The organism is Moraxella sp. CTOTU46711 (genome assembly GCF_031975715.1).
Taxonomy (GTDB): domain Bacteria; phylum Pseudomonadota; class Gammaproteobacteria; order Pseudomonadales; family Moraxellaceae; genus Faucicola.
Genome location: NZ_DALYMP010000001.1, coordinates 300,321 through 316,700 on the forward strand (window position 1 = coordinate 300,321; position 16,380 = coordinate 316,700).

General features: G+C 42.9%; 13 protein-coding genes. 5 read left to right on the forward strand and 8 right to left on the reverse strand.

The genetic code is table 11. The annotated features are described in order from the left end of the window. The first annotated feature begins 175 nt into the window (after positions 1-175). The 3 genes from mfd to RTJ53_RS01350 all read left to right on the forward strand — a co-directional run bounded on the left by mfd (position 176) and on the right by RTJ53_RS01350 (position 4,919). Positions 176-3,778: a transcription-repair coupling factor gene (gene mfd / locus RTJ53_RS01340; RefSeq protein WP_312275509.1), complete on the forward strand. Its 3,603-nt coding sequence runs from the start codon at positions 176-178 to the stop codon at positions 3,776-3,778. 154 nt (positions 3,779-3,932) lie between these two features. After that, positions 3,933-4,313: a phytanoyl-CoA dioxygenase family protein gene (locus RTJ53_RS01345; RefSeq protein WP_312275510.1), complete on the forward strand. Its 381-nt coding sequence runs from the start codon at positions 3,933-3,935 to the stop codon at positions 4,311-4,313. Positions 4,314-4,718: 405 nt separating this feature from the next. Continuing rightward, on the forward strand, positions 4,719-4,919 hold the full coding sequence (locus RTJ53_RS01350; protein WP_312275511.1) for an oxidoreductase-like domain-containing protein: 201 nt from the start codon (positions 4,719-4,721) through the stop codon (positions 4,917-4,919). A 413-nt stretch (positions 4,920-5,332) separates the two neighbouring features. On the opposite strand, the gene RTJ53_RS01355 is transcribed toward RTJ53_RS01350, so the two are convergent. After that, the gene (locus RTJ53_RS01355; protein WP_312275512.1) at positions 5,333-6,283 is read right to left on the reverse strand and encodes a sulfite exporter TauE/SafE family protein; all 951 of its coding nucleotides are present in this window, start codon (positions 6,281-6,283) and stop codon (positions 5,333-5,335) included. Between the two features lie 90 nt (positions 6,284-6,373). Beyond that, positions 6,374-6,604, reverse strand: coding sequence for a cbb3-type cytochrome oxidase assembly protein CcoS (ccoS, locus tag RTJ53_RS01360; RefSeq protein WP_007117308.1), 231 nt, complete (start codon positions 6,602-6,604; stop codon positions 6,374-6,376). Positions 6,605-6,881: 277 nt separating this feature from the next. On the opposite strand from ccoS, the gene RTJ53_RS01365 reads away from it, so the two are divergent. Then, positions 6,882-7,205: a rhodanese-like domain-containing protein gene (locus tag RTJ53_RS01365; protein WP_312275513.1), complete on the forward strand. Its 324-nt coding sequence runs from the start codon at positions 6,882-6,884 to the stop codon at positions 7,203-7,205. Between the two features lies 1 nt (position 7,206). On the opposite strand, the gene RTJ53_RS01370 is transcribed toward RTJ53_RS01365, so the two are convergent. From RTJ53_RS01370 to lipA, 5 genes are all read right to left on the reverse strand, one after another. Beyond that, positions 7,207-7,884 (reverse strand): YdcF family protein, encoded by a 678-nt coding sequence (locus RTJ53_RS01370; RefSeq protein WP_312275514.1) that lies wholly within the window; start codon positions 7,882-7,884, stop codon positions 7,207-7,209. Continuing rightward, a complete protein-coding gene (murB, locus tag RTJ53_RS01375; RefSeq protein ID WP_312275515.1) occupies positions 7,859-8,968 on the reverse strand; it encodes a UDP-N-acetylmuramate dehydrogenase in 1,110 nt (369 codons plus the stop codon). Before murB ends, RTJ53_RS01370 begins: the two co-directional genes overlap by 26 nt. Before the next feature lie 114 nt (positions 8,969-9,082). After that, positions 9,083-9,517 carry an RNA-binding S4 domain-containing protein gene (locus RTJ53_RS01380; RefSeq protein WP_036598052.1) on the reverse strand — a complete coding sequence of 145 codons (435 nt, stop codon included), beginning with the start codon at positions 9,515-9,517 and terminating at the stop codon, positions 9,083-9,085. A gap of 196 nt (positions 9,518-9,713) precedes the next feature. Then, a complete protein-coding gene (locus RTJ53_RS01385) occupies positions 9,714-10,601 on the reverse strand; it encodes an alpha/beta fold hydrolase (RefSeq protein WP_312275516.1) in 888 nt (295 codons plus the stop codon). Positions 10,602-10,689: 88 nt separating this feature from the next. Beyond that, positions 10,690-11,778, reverse strand: coding sequence for a lipoyl synthase (lipA, locus tag RTJ53_RS01390; RefSeq protein ID WP_312275517.1), 1,089 nt, complete (start codon positions 11,776-11,778; stop codon positions 10,690-10,692). A 389-nt stretch (positions 11,779-12,167) separates the two neighbouring features. On the opposite strand from lipA, the gene acnB reads away from it, so the two are divergent. Then, positions 12,168-14,768 carry a bifunctional aconitate hydratase 2/2-methylisocitrate dehydratase gene (acnB, locus tag RTJ53_RS01395; protein ID WP_312275518.1) on the forward strand — a complete coding sequence of 867 codons (2,601 nt, stop codon included), beginning with the start codon at positions 12,168-12,170 and terminating at the stop codon, positions 14,766-14,768. Positions 14,769-14,932: 164 nt separating this feature from the next. Here the strand turns inward: acnB and dinB are convergent, their stop codons facing one another. Then, a complete protein-coding gene (gene dinB, locus RTJ53_RS01400; protein WP_312275519.1) occupies positions 14,933-15,988 on the reverse strand; it encodes a DNA polymerase IV in 1,056 nt (351 codons plus the stop codon). Positions 15,989-16,380 lie beyond the last annotated feature (392 nt).

Consider the following 16,380-nt stretch of genomic DNA (forward strand, 5'->3'; position numbering starts at 1 on the left):
GGTAAAAAACGCTAGATTGCTGCATTGCAGGGATAAAGTGTTAAAGTGTTATTGCCAAAAAGTCTGCTAAAACACTGCTATTTTAGCTTTAATTTTTCAGCAAAAACCCCCACAATAACGTCATTATTTTTCGCCTTTCTTAATCAAAAGACTTATAACCAAAAGACCGATAACAATGACGAATGTTACACACTCACTGTCTCATCTTTCCTTTCGCCTCAACCAATCGTTGTTTGACAATGCTAAGCATGACAAAAAATGGCTGGGCAATTTACAAGGCATGACCCAAGCCTTGTGGCTCACTAGCCTAACCAGCAGTGATAGCGGTCAGCAAAACCGACTTAAAGTCGTCGTGACCCGTGACCAAAATCAGCTCAATCAGCTTGAAACAGAGTTGGCATTTAGTGGGGTGGATGCCTATGTGTTTCCTGATTGGGAAACGCTTACCTATGATGAACTGTCACCGCACCATGACATTGTCTCTGAGCGGATTCATTTGCTTACCCATATGCCAACTGATGGTATTTTACTGATTTCGGTGCAGACCTTAATGCATCGTGTCGCCCCTGCATCATGGCTATTGGGGCAACACTTTGATTTGTCAGTAGGTGACACCTTTGATGTGGCAACCGAACGTCGAAAACTGGCAACCGCGGGCTATCATGCGGTAGATAATGTCTTTGAGCCTGGGGAGTTTGCTGTGCGTGGCAGCGTGATTGATTTGTTTGCCATTGGTCAGCCGTTTCCGGTTCGCATTGATTTATTTGATGATGAGATTGAGAGTATCCGTTTTTTTAACCCACAAACCCAGCGTAGCTTGACCCAAGCAGATTTGGACGAGTTAAAAGACAGTGACCCCCATCAATACGTCAAGTTTATGAATAGTCAAAAAAAATCGGGTGAAACTATCGGTAAAATCACCAGTTTCCAGATTTTACCCGCGCGAGAATTTCCCCTAGATGAAGGTAAAGAAACGTTTCGCGCCAATTTTGCCAGCACCTTTGCCAACACATCCGCCCGCCGTTTTGAGCTGTTTAACGATGTGATGAACGGTATTGCACCCGCGGGGGTGGAGTATTATCAGCCATTATTTTTTGACATCGATACTTGGCAAAATGGCTCGGATTTTTTTAGTTATTTGCCCAAAGATAGCTTGTTTATCGTCGATAATCAAATAGAGACGGCTTACCAAAATTTTTGGCAACAAATCCAAACTCGTTACAATGACCGCAGGCACGATATCGAAAAACCGATTGTGGCACCGCAAGATTTGTACCTGGCAGAACATATTTTTAACGAAAAAATTGCCCAATATCCCCGCATTATCACCAGCGAACAACCAATCGATGACACCAAAGCAGGAGCAATCAATGCATTGGTTGACACCCCCCCTGATTTAACCGTTGACCATAAACTTGCTGAGCCACTGCAAAGATTGATGGCATTTCGCGAGCAGTTTGCTAAACCGATATTATTGGTCGCCGAAACTGCGGGTCGCCGTGAGATTTTATCGGAGCTGTTGCAAAAACGCTTTAATTTACAAAGTGTTTCAGGATTGACCGACTTTCTTGCAAACATGGATGAGGCGCATAGTAATGCGATTGCCTTGACCATTGCACCGATTGAACGAGGCGCGTTGCTCCCCGATAAGTTTGCGATTCTCTCAGAAACCCAGTTGTTTGGACGGCAGGTGTTACAGACTCGCCGCCGTCGCCAAAGCGATGTGTCTGATGAATTTTTGGTTAAATCGGTCAGTGAGCTTAATATCGGTGACCCTGTGGTGCATATTGATTTTGGCATTGGGCGTTATCAAGGCTTGATTACCCTGGAGATTGATAGACAACTGCAAGAGTTCATCCATCTTACCTATGCAGATGATGCCAGTGTGTATGTGCCTGTGGCAAATCTGCAACTCATCAGCCGTTATGCGGGTGGCGACGCGGCGACCGCACCGCTTCATGCCATAGGTAGCGGTAAATGGGATAAAGCCAAAGCCAAAGCACTTAGCCAAATTCATGATGTAGCGGCGGAACTGCTCAACGTACAAGCCCGCCGTGATGCCAAAGTGGGCATTAACTTCCCAATTGACCAAATCCAGTATGACCTATTTGCCAGTCAATTTGCGTTTGAAGAAACGCCCGACCAAGCCAATGCCATTGAAGCGGTTAAGTTTGATATGAAGCAAAATAAGCCCATGGATAGGCTGGTGTGCGGTGATGTCGGCTTTGGTAAAACCGAAGTGGCAATGCGTGCCGCTTTTATTGCGGTACAAGCAGGGTATCAAGTAGCAGTGCTAGTACCGACGACGCTGCTTGCTGGGCAACACGAAGATAACTTTTTGGATCGATTTGCTGATTGGCCCATTCGTATTGAAAGCCTGTCTCGGTTTGGCACCAAAAAACAACACGATGCGATTCTCAAAGGCTTAGCCGAAGGTAAAATTGATATCGTTATCGGTACCCACCGTATTTTGCAGGAAGATGTCAAGTTTGCCAACTTAGGTCTGATGATTGTCGATGAAGAACACCGTTTTGGCGTCCGAGATAAAGAGCGTATCAAAGCCATGCAATCGGATGTGGATGTACTATCTATGACCGCAACCCCCATACCACGTACGCTGAACATGGCGTTATCTGGTATGAGAAACATGTCGATTATTGCCACGCCCCCTGCAAGGCGGTTGGCAATTAAAACCTTTGTCATGCAAAAGTCTGATAACTTACTCAAAGAAGCGATTTTGCGTGAATTATTGCGTGGCGGACAGGTGTTTTTACTGCATAACGATGTGGCAAGCATTGAGCGCATGGCAGAAACCGTGCGAGAGCTTGTGCCCGAATCTCGGGTGGCAGTAGCTCACGGTCAGATGAAAGAACGAGAGCTTGAGCAAATCATGCAATCGTTTTACCACAAAAGACACAATGTGTTGGTGTGTACTACCATTATCGAAACAGGCATTGATATCCCCAATGCCAACACCATTATCATCAACCGTGCCGATAAATTCGGGCTAGCTCAGCTTCACCAACTGCGCGGTCGAGTCGGGCGTAGTCACCACCAAGCCTATTGTTATCTGCTTGTGCCATCTATTAAAGGCTTGAGCAGCGACGCCCAAAAGCGCCTTGACGCCATCAGCCGTGCTAACACATTGGGGGCAGGGTTTATGCTTGCCAGTGAAGACCTTGAGATTCGTGGAGCAGGTGAGCTGCTGGGCAAAAACCAAAGCGGCAATATGCAAGCGGTTGGTTTTAACCTGTATATGGATATGCTAAACCGTGCCACCAAAGCCATCAAAGCAGGTAAACAACCTGATTTGAACACCCCATTATCGCTAACCAGTGACATTAATCTGCATTTGTCGGCACTCATTCCTGAAGATTATCTGGGTGATGTCCATCAGCGGTTATTGTTTTACAAAAAAATCGCCAATGCTGAAGACTATGACAGCCTAATTAGCATTCGCAGCGAAATGCTAGACCGTTTTGGCAGTTTGCCGGAGCCGACCAAAAATTTATTTGCTATTCACCAAATCCGCTTAATGGCTGAAGCGCTGGAGATAAGCAAGATTGATGGCAATGAGCGGCAAGTCACCTTTGAGTTTTCACCAAGCACCCCTGTGGAAGCAATTACCATTATTGGGCTTATTCAGTCGAATCCGAAAAAATTTAAAATGCATGGCGCGACAGGGCTAAAAATGATGGATGACAAAGCCCTTGCTACAGCAGAAGGTAGGATTGATGCGGTTAAGAATTTGCTTGAAAAATTAACCTTGAAAGGATAATTTATTTCAAAAGAAAGCGACATTAATTGTCGCTTTCTTGCTTTTTTAGATTAAAATAGGATAATGATTCAGTTATACTGCAAACGTAATATTAAACAATCAAAAAACTTTCTATTATAAAACTGCCCTTAACTTAATTAAAAGGAATATTACCATGTCAGAAGTTTTAGAAATTTTAAAAAAAGATTCATCGAATTTAACCGATGAACAAACTAAAGAATTTGAACAAGGGTTTTTAGTTCTTAAAAAAGAGTTTGAAACAGCAGATATTGATGATTTAAATAATGATGAGTATAAGCAGGAATTTGCCGAGAAATTTGATAAACTAATGCAAAAAATTGGTTATGATGAATTTGAACTCGATTCATCCAATCTATTTCTTTATGACCTTTATAAAGTCGACGAGTATGAAGATTTTATGGGATTTATAGCAGTCAGTTATCAAGTTGCTTGTGGTGATGATGATGTGCTAAGAGAAATTTATCAAGAAATGCACGAAAAACTGCAAAGTGAATTTGAAGATTTTGATGAATGATTTATGATTGTTAAATCAAAATCAACTATTTAAGCAACATCACAAAACTTGATTTTCTAAAACTGCTAAACTATAATTTGAAATAAGGAGATGGTTAAGGTTTCCCTTAACCACACCTTGTGCTATTGCGAGTAGCATTTAGGTGTGTTGTTAATAAGCGTTAATCGCTAATAACAACAGTAAAACAAGAATCATGACCTTGGTTAGGCGTTTCATGGTTCTTCTCCTTACTGTTTTGGTTGGGTTTCAGCCCAACGGCTCTGTTAAATGTAACTTTAACCGCCATCATTTTCACTGCCAAAAATGACGGTAGCATTATACAGGAAATTCCATGCAAAAAAATGCCTATCGACTATGATAGGCATTTTGCTTTCTAACACTTATAAAGCCAAAGAATAAACCCACATGACCGACAAAAGTCCCAGCACTGAAAAACGCCTAGAACCCCCAATCTATCCCGAAGATTGGGAATGTTGCAACAACGGCTGCGAAGAACTGTGCGTGTATGAAATTTACCGCGTTCAAAAACAAGCCTATGACGAACAGCAACAGCGACTCAAAAGCGTGCCAAAACTACTTAGCGACCTCGACAAACCTTCACGGTAGCGGGATTGTTCTTCAATAAAAGTAATTTTTTGTAAATTCATATTCCTGTTACAGGAATTTCATGCTACTGTCATCAAACTCACGTTAAATATCATGACGTTATGAAGTTGCATTGATAACGTAAAATAGTCAGTAGTAAGTAAACAACTAAAAAATGGCAAAAGCCTTAAAATGAATAAAAAATCCACCACTATGGGATATTGGATAAAGAAGGATAGGAGTAAAAAATGTTAGATATGTTAAATGAAGCGTTTGAATATGAAACCGATATCATCTATCTTGACGAAGGCGATGATGCGGTAGAAATGTAAACTGCAAGTTAGGCGTAAAACGTAAAAATTCGCAACCGATAACCTCTTAATATACCGATTAAGAGGTTTGTTTTTTTGGCAATATAAATGAATGATTAATGACTAGTGATTATGACTGGTACTGGCAGGCATGGCCATCTCATGTTGCTTATCTTTCATATCCTGCATATTGTGCATGTCGTGATTCATGTTATGGCTCATATTATGGTTCATAGGCATACTAGTCGGCATGGTAGTCGAAGCTGTCACAGAAGCAGGGTTAGACGCAGAATGATTCATTGTCGACATATCGTGATTCATACTCGTCTCATTCATACTATAACTGGCATGACTGTGTGAACCTTGATTATGTGAACCATGATTATGGTTATGGTTATGGTTATGGTTATGGTGCATTATCATCGGAATAAAAATCACTGCAAGCCCAGACAACATCATAATCACCCCATTAATTTGGCGAAGGCGAAAATTTTTAATACTCGACTGTAACATCCCCACAGTTTTTTGTGTGGCAATCAACATCGGCATGGTACCCAGTCCAAATACAAACATCAGAGCCGCCCCTGTAGCGATGTTGTTGCCAGCAATCGCCATCATGAGCGCACCATACACCAATCCACACGGCAAAAACCCCCAAAGCAGGCCAGCAAACAAGGCTTTACCAAAGCTATCAATCGGAAAAACTTTTTTGCGTATCGGGGCAAGCGATTGCCAAAAACGCATCCCAAATTTTTCTAACTGATTAAACAGCGGTAACCCAAGCATCGCAAGCCCAATTAACACCAATACCGCACCCAGTACAATTCTTGGCGCACTATTGCTCATAATGGATTGAAAGATTGCCACCCCAACAACACTGGCAATCAATCCAAGCAATGAATAACTGATGAGGCGTCCGAAATGATACGTCAAAATCAAGCCATTTTTTTTGCTGTCCGATACATGCTGCATAGACAGCCCAAAAGCAGTCACAATGCCACCGCACATTCCCAGACAGTGCGGTGAGCCAAACAATCCCATGCTAAACGCTGCCAAAAATAAAGCCCAGGTCATAAGATGCTCCAAAAAAGTCTAAAAATTTTTCAAAAAAAGTAAATAAATCAATAGAAAGAAATCAGCAGGAAGAAAAATAAGACCAACGTGTTATTTTTGCTCGTCAGTAGGGTCTTGTATTTTCGGGGGGTGAGAAGATGAAGGCTTGGCGGGATTTTGCCCCAATTGTTCGCGGCGAAATTGTCTGTCATCCAAAATGACCCGCTGAGACTCATTGTCCAAATCGTCAAATTGGCGTGATTTGATGGCGTAATAAATGGCAAAAATACCCAATACAAATAGCACTAGACTAATAGGAATCAAAAAATACATGCTTTGCATCGTGCATCCCCATTACTTGGCGTAAACAAACGAATTAAGTTAAAAAACCATTATACGCTTATTTTGATATAAATAAATGCGGCAAAATGTCGCAGCGTTGCTGTAGCAATTAAATAGCAGCAATCAAATAGCCGTTGGTATGCTTACAAAACAAACACATGGGTTGCAAATCAAAGCAACTCAGTGATTTGAGTGCGAACAATGGATGCTATAATGATAGCAGGTTAAACATTGAGGTTTAACATGGTTTTAAAACTCAAAATTTTACAAGGAAATTATGATGTTGATGCCTAAAATCTTTAAGCTTTCAAAAAAACAGTTGCTTGCCTTAGGCGCGGCTGTCATGGTTGGCGCATTATTGATGCCAACAGCAAACGCTGCGACAGTGGTCATTGATGTACGTACCCCAGAGGAGTATTCTGTGAATCATCCCGCAGGTGCCATTAACATTCCACACAATGAATTACTTGCCAAAATAACGGCGCAAGGCATTGCAAAATCAGATACCATTAAAGTGTATAGTCGTGGTGGCGGTCGTGCCCAACAAGCCAAAGCTGCGTTGCAGTCAGCGGGCTACGCCAATGTAGAGATTCAAAAATAACTCATTTATTGGTCGGTTGGCAGTCGTATTGGGGTTTGACAAGATCGCGAGCGAATGCCAACAATTCATACAAGGCGCGTCTTGAGTGCTGCAGGTTTTGATCAAAATGCTGCCAATCATTTGCCTTTGGTAATGGGGCGATACTTGGGACAGTAGCCATACCATTAATGGCAAACTGCCGTCTTGAGCGGTTCATGTGATAAGCGTCTGTTACCAAAATTACCTGTTTGATATTGACCATTTCTGCGGTATATTTTGCATTTTGACAGGTGTTAAAGCTGTTTTTTTCTGCCACGACCCACATAATGCCCTTTTTTTGCAGCCACTTTGCCATCCATGGCGCGTCTTTACCACTGACGATGATGGGTAAGCCAGTCTGCTGATACACTTGGCTGGCTTTAATCAATCGACTTTCGGTAAATTGATTAATCACAATCTCATTTTGCTGGTTATTGGTTAATCCGCCACCTAATACCACAATCGCCGTTGCAGGATTGACGCTCACCGCCGATTCTGGCAGCCGATAGAAATCTAAGATAAACAACACAATGGTAGAAAACAGGGGTGTAAAAAAACTGAGTGTGATTAAACATCCCACCAATACAACAACGGTCAAAATCCGTTTGATGGTTGAAAAAAATCGCTCAAGGTAGTTAATGAGCTTGGCGAATGCTACCATCAGATTCAATCCAAACCGGTTCAGCTTCCAATTTTATCCCAAATTTCTCAAGCACTATATCTTGTATAAATTGCATACTTTTGGCAACATCACGCTGCGTCGCAACTTTTGGCGCATGGTTAGTCAACACTAGCGCTTGTTTCACATGCGTTAAAATCGGTGCAATGCCTTTACCCTTAAGCCCTGATTGGTCAATAAGCCAGCCAGCCGCAACTTTACAATAATCGGTCAAATTGCCTTGGGCATCTTTGACAGGATAATGCACCAGATTGGGATGGCTCTGTAGTAACTGGTCAACTTGAGATTTGGCGACGATGGGGTTTTTAAAAAAGCTGCCACAATTGGGCAAGTCGTTGGTATCGGGCAGTTTACTTTGACGAATGTCGATGATGGCATTCATGGTATCCACGGGTGTGACTTCATCGCGACCCGCTTGGCTAGCATACTGCTGCGCAACTTTTGCCACATCCCCATACTGGGTATTGGGTTTGGCGATTTTACTGAGGGTAAAAATGACGCTGGTAATGAGCCACTGTCCTGCTTGCTGTTTAAATAGGCTGTCACGGTAGCTAAATTGGCAATCAGCGTTGCTTAGATGATGCCACGTTAAACTCGGTATATGAAACGCTTTCACGCTGTCTATCACATCTTCAGCTTGTACCCCATAAGCACCGATGTTTTGCACGGGACTACCACCCACCCAGCTTGGGATTAACGCCAAATTCTCCAGTCCATACCAGCCTTGATGGACCGTGTCTACCACCAGCGTATGCCAATCCTCGCCAGCCATCACCTCAAGTGTTATGGTTTTACTATCTTCAAAAAGAACGGTTTTACCTTTAAGACTGGGTGACACGGCAACTGCGTCCAATACTTCGGGCAAAATGATATTACTGCCATTCGATATGACAACAAATGCTTGTTGATGGGCTGCCAGTTGCTTAAAAGTCGGCTCAATATCAGACAGGTCAGTTAGGCGAATGAATTGTTTGGCTTGACAGGCTAATGCCATGGTATTGTATGCGCTAATATCCACATCGCTAGGATTAGCCTGCACAGGGTTAGGTTCAAAAAGATTGGTCATAAAAATATCGTTAATAATCGGCAGAGTTGCTCATCGCCAGTGCAATGATAAAGTGCTTATTATAACGAAATATCACAGGGAAAATCGGGATTTTTATAACCCCATGACAGCCACCTAAAAACCTTCTTCATCACTGCCAAAATGGTTAATATCCCTAAAACGGCTTAACTGACGACGCTGTTTTTTATTTGGGCGATGATCGGGGCGGGCAAGATTGGCAAGTTTTTTTTGTTCGGTGAAAAACTCTCGTTGACTGATACTGGCATCGGTCTCTTGGTAAAGCACACTGGCGGCAGTGGCATTGCCCCGCACTTCAGACAGCGCCAGCACCTTGACCGTCTTTTGGGTGTAATGATTGGCTGACCCTTGACGAATCGTCAATTCATCGCCCACCGCTATTTCTTTACTGACCTTGACGCGATTGCCAAAATGGTGTACCCGCCCCGATTCAATCGCTTCCTTGGCTAGGGTTCGAGTTTTATAAAACCTTGCTGCCCATAGCCATTTATCTAAACGCACTTTAATTTTATCAGTTGTACTCAATGACATTTCCTATAGCTTAACTCCATGGATAACTTTAGATTAAATGGTTGTTTTTTCAAATCTTTCAATACGTCACATCGATATTTCTAACAAGCAGCTGGCGTGTCAAAGCGAGGCTAATAGTCTATTCATCATGACAGTTATAAAACGCTGCTTAAACACTGAACAGTCACACTTATTAGTAAGACTCAGGGGTTTTAAGCTAATTGATATGGTGAGTGAGCCAAGCCAAAATATCGTCGTACACTTGTTGGTGACTAGGCTCTAGCAAAATTTCGTGGCGCATCGCTTGATATTGCTGCATGCTCACCGAGGCAAAATTATTTTTTTGCAAACGCTTGACAATACGCGGAATGCCTTTTCCCATCTGCCCAACGGGGTCATCTTTTCCGCTGACAAATAGTAGCGGTAACTGCCGGGGTACTTGTTGATACCAATGCTTATTGGTGCCTGCTTGCATCAACGACATAAGCGCAAAATAGCCATTGTTGGTAAACTGAAAGCCGCAAAGCTTGTCATCAAGGTAGGCTTTTACTTGCTTGGGATCTGAATTGAGCCAATTAAACCCTTGTAAATCGGGTTCTTTTCTAAAGGGTAGATTATTAAACTGGTTTAAAATCTTATCTAATACCGGATTGGTGCGGCGCGTGGTGAAGTGATTAAGGTTTTTGGTTACAGGCACAAACAAGTTTGCCAATGGATTAAAATCTGAGGTACCCATAATTATTGCGCCTGCAAATCGCTCACCATAGCGCTGCAAAATACAGCGAACGATAAATGATCCCATACTGTGACCCAAGATAAAATGGGGGAGGTCGGGGTATTTTTCAGCGATTAACTGCGCATGATCCATCACATTGTCAATCATCAACTCAGCAGGGTTGGGGTTACCCATATAGCCTAAGCAACCATTGTCATAGGCTTGCTGTCCATGACCTAAATGGTCAAAGGTCAACACCGCAATATCATGATTTGCCAAAAATTGCGCGAAGGGTTGGTAGCGCCCTTGGTGTTCTGCCATGCCATGTACAATTAGTAAAGTAGCAACGGGCTTCACTTTAGGCAGATAGAATGTGTAGTTGTTATTCATCGCAGATTTCCTGTGAGTTATTTTATGATTAGGGTAGCATAAAAAAGCCGTCTAATGACGGCTTTAAATCAACGCACAAATTCACAAATCAACAGCCTGATTTTTTCATGTCCGCTTCTGATAACGGATTGGCACCACGGGTAGGGCGCGGGCAAGGCTCACCATAATATTGACGATCGGCAAAATAGCTTGAGCGCACCATCGGACCTGCCCAAATATTTGCAAAGCCCAATTTTTTACCGTGTGCAGTATAACGGTCGAATTCATCAGGATGCACAAATCTATCAACTGGGGCGTGCGATTTGCTTGGTTGCAAATATTGACCGATGGTAATTAAATCGACATCATGCGCCTTTAAATCATCAAGCAAGGCATAAACTTCTTCTTCGGTCTCGCCAAGACCCACCATAAAACCACATTTGGTGACGATATCGGGGCGACGCGCTTTGTAATCTTTTAACAGCTGTAATGAATGCTGATAATCCGACCCTGGGCGAAACGCTTTATACAAACGTGGCACGGTTTCGATATTGTGGTTAAACACGTCAGGCGCTGTGTCACTTAAGATATCAAGTGCCACTTGCTCACGACCACGAAAATCAGGGACTAAAATCTCAATCAAACAATTAGGGCTTAACTGACGAGATTCTTTAATGACATTGGCAAAATGTTCCGCGCCGCCGTCACGCAAATCATCTCGGTCAACCGAGGTAATCACCGCATATTTTAATCCTAGACCGGCAATGGTCTCAGCGGTGTGAATCGGCTCAAGCTCATCAAGCGCATTGGGACGACCATGCGCCACATCACAAAATGGGCAGCGACGGGTACAAATATCTCCCATAATCATAAAGGTCGCGGTGCCATCACCAAAACATTGGGGCAGGTTAGGGCAAGCCGCTTCTTCACATACCGTATACAGCTTTTGTTCACGCAAAGTTGACTTGATGCGCGCCACTTCACTCGGCGATGACAGTTTAACGCGAATCCAGTCAGGTTTTTTTGGGGTTTCTACGGTTGGAATGATTTTAATCGGAATACGGGCAACTTTATCATGGCCACGTAGTTTTTCACCCACTTCAGGACGTTTCGGCTTGTCGTAATTTGTTTTGTCACGAGCGATGGGTCTATCGGTGTGCGGCGTTGAAGGGGCAAAAGTTTGTACAGTGTCGGTCATTGCTATGATTAATCCTTGAATTCACTTAGCAGATTTTAGGGGTTATTATAACAGAAATCTATGCTGACTAATTTAAACTATTTTGGGATAAGCGTTGTTGTTTAAAGTACAGAGCCAAAGTTATTTTGCATCATACTAAAAAAAGCGATAATCGGCTCAAACGCATTTATTAAAAATTATTGGGCTATTTCTTTAAAAAATAATGGCTATGTTAACAAAAACGTATTTTCTCATTAACATTTCATCACATTTCAAGTATATTAGAAGGGTTAAATTTTTTAGCCAAAGCCATGCTGGCTAGTAGCCATTTCAAAATTCAACTGTGTTGTGAAGAAGGCTTGCAGACGCATGGTTAACACAATAATCTTACATGACTATGAGGACGATTCATGCTAGAGAACTATCGTAAACACGTCGAAAATCGTGCGGCACAGGGTATTGTGCCACAGCCACTTAACGAACAGCAAACGGCTGATTTGGTTGAACTATTAAAAAATCCACCAGCGGGTGAAGAAGAAACACTTGTAGACTTATTAGAAAACCGTATTCCACCTGGGGTTGACCAAGCAGCGTATGTTAAAGCGGCATTTCTAGCAGCCATCGTTAAAGGCGAAACCACTTCGCCACTGATTTCAAAACTAAAAGCGATTGAGTTACTGGGTCATATGCAAGGTGGTTACAACGTTGAACCATTAATTCAAGCATTAGACGACAAAGAATTGGCGAAAGCTGCGGGCGACGCGCTGAAAAAAACCTTACTGGTATTTGATGCCTTTAATGATGTCACTGAAAAAGCGGAAGCGGGCAATGAAGTGGCCAAAGAGGTGTTACAATCTTGGGCAAACGCCGAATGGTTCACCAGCCGTCCAGAAGTGCCAAAAAAAGCCACTTACAAAACCTTCAAAGTCACCGGCGAAACCAACACCGACGACTTGTCACCTGCTCAAGATGCATGGTCACGCCCAGACATCCCACTACACGCATTAGCGATGCTAAAAAATACCCGTGAAGGCATTGTGCCAGACCAAGACGGCGTGATTGGTCCGATGAAACAAATCGAAGAGATGAAAAAAGACGGTATTCCATTGGCATACGTGGGTGACGTGGTTGGTACCGGTTCAAGCCGTAAATCAGCGACTAACTCGGTATTGTGGTTAATGGGTGACGACATCAAAGGCGTGCCAAACAAACGTGCTGGCGGTCTTGTATTGGGTGGTAAAATCGCACCGATTTTCTTCAACACCATGGAAGATGCTGGCTCATTACCTATCGAAGTGGATGTTAGCAAACTTAACATGGGTGATGTATTTGATATCTACCCACATGACGGCAAAATCACCAAACATGATTCTGACGAAGTGATTGCGACTTTTGAATTAAAATCACCAACGCTGCTTGATGAAGTGCGTGCCGGTGGTCGTATTCCATTGATCGTAGGTCGTGGCTTAACAAACAAAGCCCGTGAATATCTAGGTTTAGGCGCGTCTGACATTTTTGCAAAACCAGAACAACCTGTCGACACCGGTAAAGGCTATACTTTAGCGCAAAAAATGGTCGGCAAAGCTTGTGGCGTTGAAGGTATTCGTCCTGGTGCCTACTGTGAACCAAAAATGACAACCGTGGGTTCGCAAGATACCACAGGTCCTATGACCCGTGACGAATTAAAAGACTTGGCTTGTCTAGGCTTCTCTGCAGATTTGGTCATGCAATCATTCTGTCATACGGCAGCTTATCCAAAACCAATTGACGTAGAAACTCAGCACACACTTCCTGACTTCATCATGAACCGTGGCGGGGTATCATTACGTCCAGGTGATGGTATTATTCACTCTTGGCTCAACCGTATGCTATTGCCTGATACCGTTGGTACAGGTGGTGACTCACATACCCGCTTCCCAATGGGTATTTCATTCCCAGCAGGTTCAGGTCTAGTGGCGTTTGCTGCAGCAACCGGTGTGATGCCATTAGATATGCCAGAATCAGTTCGTGTACGTTTTGTCGGTGAAATGCAGCCTGGTATCACCTTGCGTGACTTGGTACATGCGATTCCTTACCAAGCCATCAAAGAAGGTTTATTGACCGTTGAGAAAGCCGGTAAGAAAAACGTATTTAACGGCCGTATTCTAGAAATCGAAGGTTTAGAAGACTTAACCGTTGAACAAGCATTCGAATTATCAGATGCCTCTGCCGAACGTTCAGCCGCAGGTTGTACTATTACCCTGTCTGAAGAATCAGTAAAAGAATACCTAACGTCAAACATCACCCTACTCAAATGGATGATTTCTGAAGGTTATGGCGATGCCCGTACGATTGCACGCCGGATCAAAGGTATGGAAAGCTGGCTTGCCAACCCAACATTATTACGTGCTGATGCAGATGCAGAATATGCCGCTGACATCACTATCGATATGAGCGCCATCAAAGAACCGATTCTTTGCTGTCCAAACGACCCAGATGACGCCAAAACTTTGGCTGACGTTGCCGGCGATAAGATTGATGAAGTATTCATCGGTTCATGTATGACCAACATCGGTCACTTCCGTGCAGCGGGCGCGTTGTTAAAAGAAGTACCAGCTGGCAGCTTGACCACACGTCTATGGATTGCACCACCCACTAAAATGGATGCACGCCAATTGATGGATGAAGGTCTATACAATGTCTATGCACAAGCGGGCGCACGTACTGAAATGCCGGGTTGTTCACTGTGTATGGGTAACCAAGCGCGTATCGCACCAAAATCAACGGCTGTATCAACTTCGACACGTAACTTCCCGAACCGTTTGGGTCAAGGTGCCAACGTGTACTTGGCTTCTGCAGAGTTGGCGTCGGTGGCTGCGGTACTTGGTAAACTTCCTACCAACGAAGAATATCAACAATATGCTGGTAAGCTCAACAGCATGTCAGCTGATATCTACAAATACTTAAACTTCGACCGTATGAGTGAGTATACTGAAGAAGCAAATAAAATTAACGTAGCACAGCTTACCTAACCATCGTTAGATTAAAGTTAGGCTCATCTAATTTTAGTTAAGTAGGATAACAATAAAGTAAGACCCTGCAATATAGCAGGGTTTTGCTGTTGTTAGGTTTTAGATAAAAATTATTTAAACGGTCAAATACAAAAATATCTTGGCAAAATTTGGCTTTTAGTGGTTTATAGTAATGGCATCTGTGCTGGGGCTTCAGCTTGCAGCAAGTTTGAATAAGTCACCCCAACCAAACGTACGGGTAAAAGTTTCGGGGTATGCTCGTATAGCCATTGAATCCAATAATAGGCATCAGATTCTTGTTCAAAGTGGGAGGAAATACTATGAGAACGGGTAATCACACTAAAATCGCTGTATTTGATTTTAATGGTGATGGTGCGAGCGTAACGCTGCTTTTTTTGTAAATCTTTAAACGCTTGGCTATTTTCGCGATATAGGGCAGCCACAATGACTGTATCATCCATAGTATTGTGCTTAAACGTTGTCTCAGAACCGACAGATTTATGGTTGCGCTCAGCTTTAACCTCTCGATTATCAATACCGTGGGCAATCTGGTGAAAGAAATCACCCCGTTTGCCAAAGCGTTGTTTTAATACGTCCGCTGGGGTATTGCGTAAATCCAATCCTGTAAATATACCCATGTCATGCAACATTTTGACGGTGGCTTTGCCAATCCCGTGAAATTTTTTTACCGGTAAATTGGCAATAAAGTCCAATCCTTGCTCAGGTGTGATAACCGCAATACCGTTGGGTTTATTTAAATCTGACGCGATTTTAGCAAGCATTTTATTATAAGACACGCCTGCTGAAGCGGTCAGTTGCGTTTGTCGCAAAATCTGTTGGCGAATGCGATTGGCGATTAGTGTCGCAGAATTTTTTTCATACGGGCTATCGGTGACATCTAGATACGCCTCATCCAGTGATAAAGGTTCGACTAGTGGCGTATATTGGTGCATGATGGTACGAATTTGCTCACTGACTTCACGATATACCTCAAAGCGTGGTTTGACAAAAATTGCTTGGGGGCACAGTTGACGGGCTCGATAGCATGACATGGCAGAATGTACACCAAACTTGCGTATCTCATAACTTGCTGCTGCGACGACGCCACGCCCATTGGGATCACCGCCAACCACCAATGGTTTACCTTGTAACTCAGGATTATCTCGTTGCTCAACACTGGCAAAGAACGCATCCATATCGATATGAATAATTTTACGCATGGCTGTTAGTTTACCATTTTAACTGTATGGGGAAAGTATTTAATTAACTTGTTAAACACAAAGACGCTAGCTAACATAAACAATAAATTTAAAATTTACTGATTGATAAATTCAATTGATAAGTCGCCGTTTATCTGCTACATTAGCGCTATCAAGGGGAGTAACTTCTCACTTAGCTAGTTTGTGATTTATCGTCATTACGTAAGTAGCCGCTTACCGGTAAATCAGCTATTTTTTAGCCATATATTGAGCTAATTATCAAATAGTAAGCCAGACCTTGACTTAACACAACCACATATTTGGTCGGTGTGAGTCAAGGTTTTTTTGTGCTTAGCATTTCCCAAAATCCTTTGACTTATTGCCAGCCATAGTTTGTAAATGCATACTAAGGA

Bases quoted from the DNA above. Each gene is read 5' to 3' on its own strand.
- RTJ53_RS01350 (WP_312275511.1), top strand. From the start codon at position 4,719: ATGACCGACAAAAGTCCCAGCACTGAAAAACGCCTAGAACCCCCAATC.
- RTJ53_RS01365 (WP_312275513.1), top strand. From the start codon at position 6,882: ATGATGTTGATGCCTAAAATCTTTAAGCTTTCAAAAAAACAGTTGCTT.
- RTJ53_RS01355 (WP_312275512.1), bottom strand. From the start codon at position 6,283: ATGACCTGGGCTTTATTTTTGGCAGCGTTTAGCATGGGATTGTTTGGC.
- RTJ53_RS01370 (WP_312275514.1), bottom strand. From the start codon at position 7,884: ATGGTAGCATTCGCCAAGCTCATTAACTACCTTGAGCGATTTTTTTCA.
- RTJ53_RS01380 (WP_036598052.1), bottom strand. From the start codon at position 9,517: ATGTCATTGAGTACAACTGATAAAATTAAAGTGCGTTTAGATAAATGG.
- ccoS (WP_007117308.1), bottom strand. From the start codon at position 6,604: ATGCAAAGCATGTATTTTTTGATTCCTATTAGTCTAGTGCTATTTGTA.
- RTJ53_RS01345 (WP_312275510.1), top strand. From the start codon at position 3,933: ATGTCAGAAGTTTTAGAAATTTTAAAAAAAGATTCATCGAATTTAACC.
- mfd (WP_312275509.1), top strand. From the start codon at position 176: ATGACGAATGTTACACACTCACTGTCTCATCTTTCCTTTCGCCTCAAC.
- dinB (WP_312275519.1), bottom strand. From the start codon at position 15,988: ATGCGTAAAATTATTCATATCGATATGGATGCGTTCTTTGCCAGTGTT.
- RTJ53_RS01385 (WP_312275516.1), bottom strand. From the start codon at position 10,601: ATGAATAACAACTACACATTCTATCTGCCTAAAGTGAAGCCCGTTGCT.
- lipA (WP_312275517.1), bottom strand. From the start codon at position 11,778: ATGACCGACACTGTACAAACTTTTGCCCCTTCAACGCCGCACACCGAT.
- murB (WP_312275515.1), bottom strand. From the start codon at position 8,968: ATGACCAATCTTTTTGAACCTAACCCTGTGCAGGCTAATCCTAGCGAT.
- acnB (WP_312275518.1), top strand. From the start codon at position 12,168: ATGCTAGAGAACTATCGTAAACACGTCGAAAATCGTGCGGCACAGGGT.